Annotated in this window: 12 protein-coding genes; 8 read left to right on the forward strand and 4 right to left on the reverse strand. The window is 75.6% G+C overall.

The genetic code is table 11. The features are described 5' to 3' along the window. The first annotated feature begins 156 nt into the window (after positions 1-156). Positions 157-849, forward strand: coding sequence for a ferritin-like fold-containing protein (locus AB0873_RS03255; RefSeq protein WP_366598213.1), 693 nt, complete (start codon positions 157-159; stop codon positions 847-849). An 81-nt stretch (positions 850-930) separates the two neighbouring features. On the opposite strand, the gene AB0873_RS03260 is transcribed toward AB0873_RS03255, so the two are convergent. After that, positions 931-1,158, reverse strand: a complete 228-nt coding sequence (locus AB0873_RS03260) for a DUF3107 domain-containing protein (protein WP_155330173.1) — start codon at positions 1,156-1,158, stop codon at positions 931-933. Between the two features lie 64 nt (positions 1,159-1,222). Then, positions 1,223-1,861: a TetR/AcrR family transcriptional regulator gene (locus tag AB0873_RS03265; protein ID WP_155330174.1), complete on the reverse strand. Its 639-nt coding sequence runs from the start codon at positions 1,859-1,861 to the stop codon at positions 1,223-1,225. Positions 1,862-2,375: 514 nt separating this feature from the next. Here AB0873_RS03265 and AB0873_RS03270 point away from each other — a divergent pair. The 6 genes from AB0873_RS03270 (at position 2,376) to AB0873_RS03295 (ending at position 10,307) form a co-directional block, all read left to right on the forward strand. Then, entirely contained in the window at positions 2,376-5,003 is a 2,628-nt protein-coding gene (locus tag AB0873_RS03270) for a hypothetical protein (protein ID WP_366598296.1), read from the forward strand. Between the two features lie 50 nt (positions 5,004-5,053). After that, positions 5,054-6,028 (forward strand): alpha/beta hydrolase, encoded by a 975-nt coding sequence (locus AB0873_RS03275; protein WP_366598214.1) that lies wholly within the window; start codon positions 5,054-5,056, stop codon positions 6,026-6,028. 380 nt (positions 6,029-6,408) lie between these two features. Further along, the gene (locus AB0873_RS03280) at positions 6,409-7,191 is read left to right on the forward strand and encodes a DUF3152 domain-containing protein (RefSeq protein ID WP_366598215.1); all 783 of its coding nucleotides are present in this window, start codon (positions 6,409-6,411) and stop codon (positions 7,189-7,191) included. 70 nt (positions 7,192-7,261) lie between these two features. Continuing rightward, positions 7,262-8,056 (forward strand): DUF3152 domain-containing protein, encoded by a 795-nt coding sequence (locus AB0873_RS03285; RefSeq protein ID WP_366598216.1) that lies wholly within the window; start codon positions 7,262-7,264, stop codon positions 8,054-8,056. A gap of 69 nt (positions 8,057-8,125) precedes the next feature. Continuing rightward, the gene (gene moeZ / locus AB0873_RS03290) at positions 8,126-9,346 is read left to right on the forward strand and encodes an adenylyltransferase/sulfurtransferase MoeZ (RefSeq protein WP_366598217.1); all 1,221 of its coding nucleotides are present in this window, start codon (positions 8,126-8,128) and stop codon (positions 9,344-9,346) included. 88 nt (positions 9,347-9,434) lie between these two features. Further along, positions 9,435-10,307 (forward strand): prenyltransferase/squalene oxidase repeat-containing protein, encoded by an 873-nt coding sequence (locus tag AB0873_RS03295; protein WP_230688954.1) that lies wholly within the window; start codon positions 9,435-9,437, stop codon positions 10,305-10,307. Positions 10,308-10,387: 80 nt separating this feature from the next. Here the strand turns inward: AB0873_RS03295 and AB0873_RS03300 are convergent, their stop codons facing one another. After that, positions 10,388-11,629 (reverse strand): glutamate-5-semialdehyde dehydrogenase, encoded by a 1,242-nt coding sequence (locus AB0873_RS03300; RefSeq protein ID WP_366598218.1) that lies wholly within the window; start codon positions 11,627-11,629, stop codon positions 10,388-10,390. Positions 11,630-11,694: 65 nt separating this feature from the next. Continuing rightward, complete coding sequence (proB, locus tag AB0873_RS03305; protein WP_366598219.1) at positions 11,695-12,852, reverse strand: glutamate 5-kinase; 1,158 nt, start codon at positions 12,850-12,852, stop codon at positions 11,695-11,697. Between the two features lie 13 nt (positions 12,853-12,865). Here proB and AB0873_RS03310 point away from each other — a divergent pair, with 13 nt between their 5' ends. Continuing rightward, positions 12,866-13,180, forward strand: coding sequence for an MGMT family protein (locus tag AB0873_RS03310; protein WP_366598220.1), 315 nt, complete (start codon positions 12,866-12,868; stop codon positions 13,178-13,180). Positions 13,181-13,185: the final 5 nt, after the last annotated feature.

A 13,185-nucleotide genomic window follows, 5' to 3' on the forward strand; every position in this document is an offset into this window, starting at 1 on the left:
TCGAACATCGGTCGGCGCCCACGGCAACTGCTCCAGTCTACCTGAACAGCGTTGACCCCGTCCTGATTCCTCGGCGGCCGTGCCGCCTGCCGAAACGGACACCTGTGACGGCACTCACATCAACGGCGATTCGCCGCCGGGCGGTACCCTGCGCTGGTGTCCGCCCCAAGCGAACCCGCACCGACCCCGACCGGCCCGGCCGGCGGTGTCGTGACCGATCCCGCGCTCGTCGACCTGCTCGGCCTGGTGGCCTTCGGTGAGCTGCTCGCTTTCGAGCGGATGGCCGCCGACGCCCGGCTGGCTCCCGACCTGCGCCGACGGGCGGCGTTGAGCGAGATGGCCGCCGCGGAGATCCGCAACTACCGGCGGCTCGCCGACCGGCTGGGCGACCTGGGCGTGCTGCCCGACGACGCGATGGCGGTCTACGTGGAGCCGTTGCAGGCGTACCACGACTCGACCGAGCCGAGGGACTGGGCCGAGGCGGTGACCAAGGCGTACGTCGGGGACGGCATCACCGACGACTTCATCCGGGAGATCGCCGGGGCGCTGGCCGAGCCGGACCGGAGGCTCGTGCTGGAGGTGCTGCACGAGTCGCGCTACGCGGACTTCGCCGCCGCCGAGATCCGCGCGGCCATCGAGGCCGACCCCCGGGTCGCCAACCGGCTCTCCATGTGGGCGCGTCGGCTGGTCGGTGAGGCGCTGTCGCAGGCCGGTCGGGTCGCGTCCGCCGACCGGGGGGCGTTGACCGCGCTCATCGCGCGGGGGGAGCAGGTGGACGTGCAGGGCCTGTTCCGCAGGTTGACCGCCGCCCACACCGCCCGCATGGGCGCCGTCGGACTCAACAACTGACGAAGGACGCCGCAGCAGGTGACCGGCACGTGCCGCGGCGTCGGACCGCGTCGACGGGTGTGGGGCGGGTGCGCCCGCGGCTCAGCGGACGGTGAACCCGACGGCCCGGGGGGACGCCTCGGCGATCTCCACGTAGGCGACCTTGTCGACCGGCACGATGACCCGCCGGCCCTTCTCGTCGGTGAGGGAGAGCGTGCCGCCGTTGCCGGCGATGGCGTCGGTCACGATCTGCTCGATCTCGGCCGGCGACTGCGCGCTCTCCAGAACCAGCTCGCGCGGCGCGTACTGCACGCCGATCTTGACCTCCACAGTGCCTCCTCAACTGGGGCGAATATGCCGCCCTGCGAAGGCTATCCGATCACGCGGGCGGCGGTCAGGCTGACTCACCTTGCAGCGGGAAGCTCGCGATGCCCCGCCAGGAGAGCGCGGCGACCAGCGCCTCGGCCTCCGCCTTGGCCACCTGCCGGCCGCTGGCCAGCCAGAACTGCGCGGCGGTCTCGGCCGCACCGACCAGCCCGGACGCGAGCAGCTCGGCGTGCGACCGGCTCACACCGGTGTCCGAGATGATCGTGTCGGTGATGGCCGCGATGCAGCCCTGCTCGACCCGCTCGACCCGCTGGCGCACGGCCGGGTCGTTGCGCAGGTCCGACTCGAAGACGAGGCGGAACGCCTCGCTCTCGTGGTCGACGAAGTCGAAGTACGCGCGGACCGAGGCGCTGACCCGCTCCTTGTTGTCGGTGGTGCCGCGCATCGCGTCCTGCACCTTCGCCACGATGGCGTCGCAGTGCGTGTCGAGCAGCGCCAGGTAGAGCTCCATCTTGCCGGGGAAGTGCTGGTAGAGCACCGGCTTGGAGACCCCCGCGCGCTCGGCGATGTCGTCCATCGCGGCCGCATGGTAGCCCTGCGCGACGAACACCTCCTGCGCGGCGGCGAGCAGCTGCTTGCGGCGCGCGGAACGGGGCAGGCGGGTGGGCCGGCCGGCGGTCTGTGCACTGTTCCCCACAGCGGTCATGGGAGCCTCCGAGTTCTTCGTACGAGCCGGCATTTCACCCGAACCGGTCGGGGCTGTTCGCCCGTCGCGGAATTGGCCCGCCGCTGTAACTTATCGCCACTCTCACCACACGGTAGCCTCAGCGGGGGCGACCAAGGAGCGCGCGGTGAGTGAAGCAGGGCAACCCGGTGCCGCCACCCCGGGAGAGCACGGCGACGGGACCGGTCCGCAGGAGGATCAGTCCCGCTCCGGCGGCGGATGGGTGCCCCCGGCGGCCGGTTGGCTCCCGGAACCGGCCGCGCCCTGGCGTCGGTCCGACCCGACCCCGGGATGGGCCACCTCCTCCCCCCAACACGGTGACCTGCCCGCTCCGGTGCCCGGCACGTCCGGTGCCGCGCCGCGCCCGCACGCCAACGGCCACCGGGCCAACGGCTACCCGCACGCCCCCGCCGAGGCGCCGTCCGCCCGCCAGTCCCCGGTGAGCGCCCCGCCCGGCCTCTCCGGCGACCCCCGCCGGGACACCGACGGGGGCCGTCTGGTGGTGCCGGCCCCGCGTCCCGCGCCCGCCGTCGAGCAGTCCTCCGGGCCGGCCGAGCCGGAGCCCAATCCGGCACGGCACGCCACCGAGGAGCCGCCGGCGACGCGCGCGTCCCGGTGGGCCGAGCCCGGGCTGCCGACGTCGGCGCCGCCCGCCGTGCAGGTCCCGCCGGTCGGCACGGCCGCCAGCGGCTTCGAGGTGCCGCCCGGCCTCCACGCGCCGACGGCCGACCGGTCACCGGAGCCGCCGTCCACCCGGGACGAGGCGCGCGCCTGGGACCCGTCGTACCCGCCCGAGCCGGCGCCGCACGACCCGCGTGCGTTCCCGCCGCCCACCGAGCCCCGGCCCGGCGACCGCGCCGAGCAGCCGCCCACCGGTGACCGCGCCTTCGGCGAGGGTCCGGCGAGCCGCGCCGCGGCCGACGGTCCGGCCGCCGGCGGGGGACCGGCCTACGACGCCGACCGCGCGCGGGCCGGCTGGGAGTCCGGCGACCGGGTGTCCGGCATCGACCGCGGGCCCGGCAGCGACGCCGACGCAGGTCCGACCAGCTCACCGTTCGGCGCGCCGGCCCGCCCGGCGGAGCCGGGATCGGCCCCGGTGACGGACCGCCGGGCACCGCTCGCCGAGCCGGAGTGGTCCGGTCCGAGCTGGAACCAGCCGAGCTGGGGGAACGAGTGGGCGCCCCCGTGGGCACGGGTGGAACCGGAGGCGGCCGGTCGCCGGGCACGCGACCGCTCCGAGCCGGCCGGACACGACGAGCCGGATGACCGCTGGGAGCCGTCCGGTCGCCGGGTCCACGACGAGGCCGAGACGTTGTCGTCGGCTCCCGGGACGCCCGGCCGCCGGGCCCGGGACGAGGCCGAGTCGTCGGCTCCCGAGGCGCCCGGCCGCCGGGCCCGGGACCAGGCTGAGCCGGTGCCGTTCCGCCCAGGTCCGGAGTCGTCCGGCCGGCGGGCCCGCCCGGAAACCGAGACCCGCGACGCGGAGCCCGGCGCCGGTCGCCGCGCGCGCGACGAGCGGCCCGCCTGGGCTGCCGAGCCGCAGCGGGCGTACGAACCGGTCCGTGCCGACGCGTACCCCGCACCCGCCGAGTCGGGCCGCGGCCCCGACATCCGGCCGGTGTACGAGCCGCCCGCCGGCCGGGCGCCGGCGACCCCCCCGGCCCCACCGGCCGACCGGTCCGCCTGGGCGCCGGAGCGGCAGGCCAGCGCGCCCCCCGCCGCCGCGGCCGCGGGCACCCCTGACGGGGACGACGCCACGCTGGAGAGCCGCCGGCCGTTCCGCCTCCGCCCGGAAGCCCCCGCGCCAGCGGATCAGCCCGCCACCGCACCGACGGCCGCCGGCCCCGCCACGAGTCCCGCCGCCGAGCCCGCCACGAGCGGCGCCGGTGGCCGCGACCGCATCCCCACCGCGCCCGCCCCGACGAGCGCACCCCCCTACGCGGCCCGCCGATCCGCCCCGGAGCCGGCACCGACGGCCGGGCCGGTCGGCGACGACCGGCTGCCGGACCCTGCGTCGGCGGTGTTGCCGCAGCGCGTCCCCGCCGAGCCGGACGTGCCCGTCGTGCCGGAGCCGCCAGCCGTGGAGCCACCCGCCGAGACCCCCGAACTCGCCCGCATCGCCACCCACCTCCGCCGCGACGACGAGCCGGCCCCGCTGCGCGACCGGCCCGAGGGCTTCGACGTGGACGCCATCCTCGACGCCGTGCGCGGAGTGGCGGGCGTCCGCGACGCCGAGTTGCGCCGCACCCAGGCCGGCGCGCACAGCCTCCGCCTCGACCTCGCCGACGGTGCCGACCCCGCCGAGGTGAGCCGGCACGTCGCCCGGCTCCTCCAGGAGCGGATGGGCCTCGCCGCCGCCCCGCAGAACGTGCCCGGGGTGCCCGCCGAGCCGGCACCTCCGGTCCGCCGGCGGTCCGCCGAGCGGTCCGCCGCCGAGCCCCGGCCCGCGGAGTCGCGGGTGCCCCGCCCGCCGGCCGGGAGGGACGCCCTGCCGTCGCGGTCCGAGCGGCCGGAGGCGGCCCTGCCGGAAACCCCGCGCCGGCGCCGGCAGTCCAGCGGGCCGCACCGGGGCCGGGCCACCGTCGACGAGCCGGGTTCGGTCGCCGCGCCGGCCGCGCCCACCGGCAGCCCGGCGACCGTCGGAACGTCGTACACCGGGGGCCAGGTCACCACGACGGAGGCGGCGCCGTCCCGGCCGCTGGACACCGGCGGCCGGCCGGGCCCGCGGGTGGTCATCGACCACGTGCAGGTCAGCACCTTCGGGCTCGACGCCACGGTGGAGGTGCGGCTGACGACCGCCGGCGCGCCCGCTGCCGGGTACGCGACCGGCCCGGCCGTCGACGGGTACGTGCTGCGCCTGTGCGCGGTGGCCGCCGCCGCGGCGGTCGACGAGCTGCTGCGCGGGTCCGGGTCCGAGTCGGGCCCGGGGCGCTGCTTCGTCGAGCACGCGGCCGTGGTGCCGTTCGGCAACTGCGAGGTGGCCACGGTGGTGGTGCTGCTCGTCTGCGACGGCTGGGTCGAGCAGCTCGCCGGCTCCGCGCTGGTCGCCGGCGACCCGCGCCAGGCCGTCGTCCGGGCGACCCTGGCCGCGGTGAACCGCCGCCTCGAGGCGCTGCTCGCCTGACCGCCGCCGGATGCGCTGCCGGTCGCCGTGACCACGGGCAGACTGGAGCGATGAAGCGCGCCACCCTCTGGCCGGACGACGTGCTTCCCGAGCACTCCGTCCCGCCCCCCTGGCCCGGTCGCGAGGTACGCCTCGACGGCACCGTCACGTACGTCCGGGATACCCCGGCGACGGCGCCCGGTGCGGAGCCGGCGCTGTACGTCCACGGCCTCGGCGGCTCCTCGCAGAACTGGACCGACCTGGCCGGCCTGCTCGCCCACCGGCTGGACGGGCAGGCCATCGACCTGCCGGGCTTCGGCCGCAGCGAGCCGGGCCGCCGCTACACGGTTCCCTCGTTCGCGCAGCGGGTGGTCCGCTGGATCGAGCACTCCGGCCGTGGCCCGGTGCACCTGTTCGGCAACTCGCTGGGCGGCGCGATCTCGGTGCAGGTGGCGGCGGCACGCCCGGACCTGGTCCGGACGCTGACCCTGATCTCACCCGCCCTGCCGTTCCTCGACTTCCGACGATCGTTGCAGGGCCGGATGCTGCCGCTGTTGGCGATCCCCCGGGGCGAGCGGCTGGCCGCCTGGCGGCTGGCGCAGCTGGCGCCCGAGGTGATGGCCCAGCAGGTGATCGAGGCGTGCGTCGCCGACGTGAGCCGGATCAGCGAGCAGCGCCGCCGGGAGGCGCTGGAGGAGATCCGGGTCCGCTACGAGGCCGCCCACTACGCCGCGGCGTACGTCCGGACGTTCCGGGGGCTGGTCTCCTGCTTCCTGCGGTCCTACCTGCCCGGCTCCGGGTCGATGTGGCGGTTGGCCGGCATGGTGCAGGCGCCGACGCTGGTCATCGGTGGCCGGCACGACCGCCTGGTGGACGTGCGGGTCGCGCCGCAGGCCGCCCGCGCCATCCCGGACAGCCGGCTGCTCATGCTGGACCGGGTCGGTCACGTTGCCCAGCTCGAGGTGCCGCGCCTGGTCGCCCGCGCTGTCCTGCCGCTGCTCGCCGAAACGGGGGACTCCGCGAAGCGGCCCGACATGGCAGGCTGAGCGGGATGCCCTCCGCCCGTGGTACCACCAGCTCATCGACGCACGCTCGTACCCCCGCCGTCCAGCCGGGCACTCGGGGCGGCCGGGCCGCCGTACCGCCCCCGGTGTCGACCGGCGGTCGCGCGACCGGGCCGGCCGGCCGCCGGACGCCCCCGCCGGCTGGTGGCCGGGCGACCCCGGCTGAGGGTCGGGTGACATCGGCTGGTGGTCGAGGGACCCCGGCTGCGGGCCGGGCCGGGCGTCCGCCCGCCCAGCGCTCCTCTGGTCGTGCCGGGACCTCGGCGGGTGCCGGAGGCCGTACGCCGACCCGCCCGCCGGCCGGCGCGGTCCGTGGCCGGCACCGGCGCCGGGGCAGGCGGGCCCGGCGGGTGCTGGAGGCGATGGTTCTCGTGCTGGCGGTCGTCGCGGCGGTGGCGGTGGTCACCGACCAGCGCGGTGCCGATGTCGGCGCGGAGGTGGTCGCCGCGCCGCCGCCGGTCCCGTCGGCGGCACCCACGTCGGCGGCACCCAGCCCGGCACCGACGACGGTGGCGGCGGAGCCGCCGGCCCGTCCGGTGTTCCAGATCCCGGGGCCGGTGCCGTCGGCCGGGCAGGGCACCTTCGGGTACGACGATCGCGCCGGGCCGCTGCTCGGCGAGGCGGGCACGCTGCGCCGGTACCGGGTCGCCGTGGAGAACGGGGCGCAGGAGGACGTGGCCGAGTTCGCCGCCACCGTCGGGGAGGCGCTCGCCGGGCCGGGGAGCTGGGTCGACGGTGGCCGGCTGCGGCTGCAGCAGGTGCCGGGCGACGCCGCCGCAGACTTCACCGTCTACCTGGCCACCGCGCAGACGGCCGGCCGGATGTGCCTCGCGGGTGGGGTGGACATCCGGATCGGTGGGCGCCCGTACACGTCCTGCCGGGCACCCGGGAAGGTCATCATCAACCTGGACCGGTGGCGACTGTCCGTCCCGCACTTCGTCGCGATGAAGGTGCCGCTGCCGGTCTACCGGCTGTACGTGGTGAACCACGAGGTCGGGCACCAGTTGGGCAACCGGCACGAGCGCTGCCCCGGTGCGGGCCGGCCGGCCCCGGTGATGATGCAGCAGACGCTCTTCCTCGACGGCTGCGTCGCGAATCCCTGGCCGTACGTGGATGGGCGGCGGTACACCGGCCCGCCGGTCTGACGTCGACACATCCGAGACGTTCAGCGCGCATTTGCGGGGGATTGCCTGATTCGTCTGCGACGCTGGCGTCATGACCGCGCCGTCCCCTCCCGGCACGTCCGCTCGCCCGCCCCGGCCGGGCCGGGTCCGCATGCGGCGCCGGCGCCGCCGCGCCCTGCGGCTCGGCGTGGTCCTGCTGCTCGCCGCGGCGGCGTCGGTGGCGCTGGTCCGGGCCGCCGAACCGCCGGCGGGCAGCCCGCCCGACCGCACCTCGTACGGGGCTGCCGCCGAGCGGCCGCAGCCGGGCGGCTACCCGCGCGTCGGGGCGGGCAGCTTCGTCACCGCGACCGGCGACACCGACGTCCGGGGCGCCGACGGGCCGCTGCGCCGCTACCGGGTGGCCGTGGAGCGCGACATCGGCCACGACGCCGGCGCCTTCGCGGCGACGGTCGACGAGGTGCTCGGCGACTCCCGCAGCTGGATCGGCTCGAGTGAGCTGCGTGTGCAGCGGGTCGAGGACGCGGACCTCGCGGACTTCACCGTCTACCTCGCCACCCCGGACACGTCGGAGCGGATGTGCGCCGAGGGCGGCCTCAGCACCGAGGGCTACACCTCCTGCCGCCTGCCCGGCCAGGTGATCATCAACCTGGCCCGCTGGGTGGAGGGGGTACCCGACTACGGGGCGCGGCTCGCCGTGTACCGCAGCTACGTCATCAACCACGAGGTCGGGCACGAGTTCGGGGAGTGGCACGAGGCCTGCCCCGGCCCCGGGGCGCCGGCACCGGTGATGCAGCAGCAGACGTACGGGCTGGACGGCTGCGTCGCCAACCCCTGGCCGTACCTGGACGGCCGGCGGCACGCGGGCGCGCCGGTGCCGGGCACATGAGTTATTCCCGCTCCCGCAGTGCGGACGAGTGTCGCTCCTCATGGCCGACCGGCCGCCCGGCGAGCGACAATGGCCCGGTTCGCCACCGCCGATCCCGGGGAGTCCACCGTGTCGCTGCCCCCGCTCGTCGAGCCCGCCGCCGAGCTGACCGTTGACGAGATCCGCCGCTACTCCCGCCACCTGATCATTCCGGATGTCGGTGTCGAGGGCCAGAAGCGGCTGAAGAACGCCCGGGTGCTCTGCGTCGGCGCGGGTGGCCTCGGCTCCCCGGCCCTGATGTACCTGGCCGCCGCCGGGGTGGGGACGCTCGGCATCATCGACTTCGACACCGTCGACGAGTCCAACCTCCAGCGCCAGATCATCCACGGCGTCTCGGACGTCGGCCGCTCCAAGGCCGAGTCCGCCGCGGCCTCCATCCGGGAGATCAACCCGCTGGTCAACGTGGAGATCCACAACACCGCGCTGGACCGGGACAACGTCCGCGAGATCTTCGCCCAGTACGACCTGATCGTCGACGGCACCGACAACTTCGCGACCCGGTACATGGTCAACGACGCGGCGGTGCTGCTCGGCAAGCCGTACGTGTGGGGGTCGATCTACCGGTTCGACGGCCAGGCGTCGGTGTTCTGGGCCGAGCACGGCCCCTGCTACCGCTGCCTCTACCCGGAGCCCCCGCCGCCCGGCATGGTCCCGTCCTGCGCCGAGGGCGGCGTCCTCGGCGTGCTCTGCGCGTCGATCGGCTCGATCCAGGTCAACGAGGCGATCAAGCTGCTCGCCGGCATCGGCGAGCCGCTGGTGGGCCGGCTGATGGTGTACGACGCCCTGGAGATGACCTACCGCAAGATCAAGGTCCGGAAGGACCCGAACTGCGTTCTGTGCGGCGAGAACCCGACGGTCACCGACCTGCTCGAGGACTACGAGGACTTCTGCGGCGCGGTGTCGGTCGAGGCGCAGGAGGCGGTGGTCGACTCGACCATCACCGCCCTGGAGCTCAAGGAATGGCAGGACGCCGGCAAGGACGTGTTCCTGGTCGACGTCCGGGAGCCGGCCGAGTACGAGATCGTGCGGATCCCCGGCGCGCGCCTGATCCCCAAGGGCGAGATCGTCTCCGGGGAGGCGCTGGCGGCGTTCCCGCAGGACAGGCAGATCGTGCTGCACTGCAAGTCCGGTGTCCGCTCGGCCGAGGCGCTCGCCGCCCTGAAGGCCGCCGGATTCCGGGACGCGGTGCACGTCCAGGGCGGCGTCCTCTCCTGGATCAAGCAGATCGACCCGTCGCTGCCGGCGTACTGACGTAAGGAAGGGCCCCTTCTTAACGCCTGGCGTAGAGGAGGGGTCCCTTCTTAACACGCGGGGCCTCGGTGCGGTGGGCCCGCGTCGGGTGGCCGATTCACCGAGGCGGAGTCGCGTTTGCACAGGTAGCGTGACCGCCGTGGTGGATATCGACGCCGCGATCGGCTTCGTGGTGGCTCACGGGGACGTGGTGGACCGTGCCCGGCTGTCCCGGTTGCGTACCGGCACGCCGCCCGGGCCGGACGTGCTCGACGTGGCCGAGGGCGGCCAACTGCCGGACGGCGGCTGGCCCGCGTACCTCGAGGGCAAGGTGGCGTCCGTCGACGCCACCTGCTTCCGGCTCGCCGAGCTGGACGACCTGGGCGCCATCGGCCGGCCGGCCGCCCGGCGCGCGCTGGACTGGCTCGCGTTCCGCCAGTTGCCCGACGGCGGCTGGGAGGAGGACGCCGCGCTGGCCGACACCGCGCCGGAGTGGGCCCGGCCGGGAGACCCGGAGGCCGGGTTCTACCTGACGGCGAACGCCGCGTTCTGGCTGACCGTCGCCGGGCTGGACGCGCGTGCCGCCGGGCCGCTGGACCACCGGGTCGGCGGGGTGTACGCGGGCGTCGTGCACGCCGCGGCGCTGTCGCTGGTCGCGCGGCTCAACCCGGACGGCAGCTGGCCGTCCTTCCTCGCCGCCGGGTGGCTGAGCGCGGGGGTGCTGTTCCGCCAGGAGATGTTCCAGGAGTCCGCGCGGATCCAGGTGGCGCTCGCCGAGCGGATCGCCGACATGTCCCCGGCCAACGTCGCCTGGCTGGCCGCGTCCCTGCGCCGGGTGGGCGTCGACGAGCAGGACTGGATCCTGGTGCGGGCCCGCCGCCGGCTGGCCGAGACGCAGCGTAGCGACGGCGGCTGGGAGAGCGACGACGGGCACCAGTTCGACGTGCACGCGACCCTGACGGCGATCCGCGCCTGCCGCTGACACGCGGCGTGCGCCGTGCGCCGTGCGGCGTTAAAGGGGACCCCTCCTCTACACCAGACGTTGAGAAGGGGCCCTTCCTTTCACCGCAGGTGACCGGTCCCGGTGACGACGTATTTTGTGCTGGTCAGCTCCGGCAGCCCCATCGGGCCGCGGGCGTGCAGCTTCTGGGTGGAGATGCCGATCTCCGCGCCGAAGCCGAACTCACCGCCGTCGGTGAAGCGGGTGGACGCGTTCACCATCACGGCCGCCGCGTCCACCCGGGCGACGAACTCCCGCGCCGCCGCCTGCGAGTCGGTGACGATCGCCTCGGTGTGCCCGGTGCCGTACCGCCGGATGTGCGTGACCGCCGCCTCCAGCGTGTCGACGACGGCGACGGAGATGTCCGCCGACAGGTACTCGGTGGCGAAGTCCTCGTCGGTGGCCGGCACCACCGCGGCGGAGAACGCGGCCACCCGGCTGTCGCCGTGCACGGTCACCCCCGCCTCGGCGAACGCGGCCAGCATCGGCGGCAGGAAGGCGTCGGCGACGTCGGCGTGCACCAGCAGCGACTCGGCGGTGTTGCAGGTGGAGAGGCGCTGCGTCTTCGCGTTCAGCGTGATCGCCACGGCCTTCGACACGTCCGCCGCGGCGTCCACGTAGACGTGGCAGTTGCCGACGCCGGTCTCGATCACCGGCACGGTCGACTCCTCGACCACCGTGCGGATCAGCGACGCGCCGCCACGCGGGATCAGCACGTCGACCAGGCCTCGGGCGCGCATCAGCTCCTTGACCGAGTCGCGGGAGGCGGCGTCGAGCAGCTGCACCGCGTCCGCCGGCAGGCCGGCGCCGGCCACCGCGTCCCGCAGCACCGCGACCAGCGCGGCGTTCGAGTGCATGGCGGAGGAGGAGCCACGCAGCAGCGCCGCGTTGCCGGATTTCAGGCAGATGCCGGCGGCGTCGACGGTGACGTTCGGCCGAGCCTCGTAGATGATGCCGACGACCCCGAACGGCACCCGGACCTGCCGCAGTTCCAGGCCGTTCGGCAGGGTGGAGCCCCGGACGACCTCGCCGACCGGGTCCGGCAGCGCGGCCATCTGGCGCAGCGCGTCCGCGATGCCCGCCACGCGCCCCTCGTCGAGCGCGAGCCGGTCCAGCACGGCCGCGCTCAGCCCGGCCTCGCGCCCGGCCGCCAGGTCCGCGGCGTTCGCGGCCAGGATCTCCGGTGTACGCGCCACCAGCGCGTCGGCCATCGCGTGCAGCGCGGCGTCCTTGACGGTACGCGTGGCGACCGCGAGGGCCTCCGCCGCCGTCCGGGCCCGCCGCGCCTGCTCGACGACGCTCATCCTGTACTCCTCGGTGTTGGGAGGGGTCCCTTGTACAACGCCAGGCGTTAACAAGGGGCCCTTGCTTACAACAGCACCAGGTCGTCGCGGTGGACGACCTCCCGCTCGTACGCCGGGCCGAGGGCCGCGGCGAGTTCGGACGTGGAGCGCCCGAGCAGGCCGGGCAGCTCCACCGCGTCGTAGTTGACCAGCCCCCGGGCCACCGCCGCGCCCTCGGTGTCGACCAGGTCCACGGGGTCGCCGGCGGTGAACGCGCCGTCGACGGCGGTGATGCCGGCCGGCAGCAGTGACTTGCGCCGCCCCACGACCGCCTGCACCGCTCCCGGGTCCAGATGCAGCCGGCCCCGGGGCGAGGTGGCGTGGGCGAGCCAGAACAGCCGGGCGGCCGGCCGCCGCCGGCTGGGGTGGAAGAGGGTGCCGACGGGTTCCCCGGCCAGCGCCTCGGTGGCCAGGCCGGCGGCGGTGAGCACCACCGGGATGCCGAAGCCGGTGGCGATCCGGGCCGCCTCCACCTTGGTCACCATGCCACCGGTGCCGACCCCGGCCCGGCCGGCGCCGCCGATCGTCACCCCGGACAGGTCCCGGTCGTCGCGCACCTCGGCGATCCGCGCCGAACCCGGGCGGGTCGGGTCGCCGGTCCAGAGCGCGTCGACGTCGGAGAGCAGGACCAGCAGGTCGGCGTGGACGAGGGCGGCCACCAGGGCGGCCAGCCGGTCGTTGTCGCCGAACTTGATCTCCTCGGTGGCGACGGTGTCGTTCTCGTTGACGATCGGCACCGCGCGCAGGTCGAGCAGCTTGCGCAGGGTCCGGTACGCGTTGCGGTAGTGCGCCCGCCGGGTCACGTCGTCGACGGTGAGCAGCACCTGCCCGACGGTGAGCCGGTGCCGGGCGAAGGCCGCCGCGTACCGCCCGATCAGCTGCCCCTGCCCGACGCTGGCGGCGGCCTGCTGGGTGGCCAGGTCGCGCGGGCGGCGGGCCAGCCCGAGCGGGGCGAGCCCGGCGGCGATCGCGCCGGAGGAGACCAGCACGACCTCCCGGCCCTGACCGGCGAGGGCGGCGAGGGTGTCCACGAGCACCTCGACCCGCCGGTCGTCCAGGCCGCCCGTGGCGGTGGTCAACGAGGAGGATCCGATCTTGACGACCACCCGACGGGCCGTCGTCACCATGTCGCGCACCCGCCCATTCTGCGTGGTCGGTCCCGCGCCGCCCCGCCGCGTTCCCATATCGTGGCGCGTCGTGGGACCGGAGGAGTACGTCGAGGCGGTGCTGGAACTGGTCGAGCGCATCCCGCCCGGCCGGGTGATGTCGTACGGGGCGGTGGCCGACGCGCTCGCCGAGCGGTCGGGCCGGTCGTCGGCGCGGCTGGTCGGGTCGATCATGGCGCGGCACGGTGGTGGGGTGCCGTGGCACCGGGTCGTGACCTCGTCCGGGCGGCTGCCGCCCGGTCACGAGCGGGAGGCGCGGGCCCGGCTGCTCGCCGAGGGGACGCCGCTGCGGGGTGCCGGCGTGGACATGCGGGCGGCGAGCTGGTCCCCGGAAGAGGGGATGTGACCGCC

The organism is Micromonospora sp. NPDC047707, from assembly GCF_040704235.1.
In the GTDB taxonomy this organism is placed as follows: Bacteria; Actinomycetota; Actinomycetes; order Mycobacteriales; family Micromonosporaceae; genus Micromonospora.

Bases quoted from the DNA above. Each gene is read 5' to 3' on its own strand.
- proB (WP_366598219.1), bottom strand. From the start codon at position 12,852: ATGGGAACGCGGCGGGGCGGCGCGGGACCGACCACGCAGAATGGGCGG.
- AB0873_RS03285 (WP_366598216.1), top strand. From the start codon at position 7,262: ATGACCGCGCCGTCCCCTCCCGGCACGTCCGCTCGCCCGCCCCGGCCG.
- AB0873_RS03265 (WP_155330174.1), bottom strand. From the start codon at position 1,861: ATGACCGCTGTGGGGAACAGTGCACAGACCGCCGGCCGGCCCACCCGC.
- moeZ (WP_366598217.1), top strand. From the start codon at position 8,126: ATGGCCCGGTTCGCCACCGCCGATCCCGGGGAGTCCACCGTGTCGCTG.
- AB0873_RS03280 (WP_366598215.1), top strand. From the start codon at position 6,409: ATGGTTCTCGTGCTGGCGGTCGTCGCGGCGGTGGCGGTGGTCACCGAC.
- AB0873_RS03275 (WP_366598214.1), top strand. From the start codon at position 5,054: ATGAAGCGCGCCACCCTCTGGCCGGACGACGTGCTTCCCGAGCACTCC.
- AB0873_RS03300 (WP_366598218.1), bottom strand. From the start codon at position 11,629: ATGAGCGTCGTCGAGCAGGCGCGGCGGGCCCGGACGGCGGCGGAGGCC.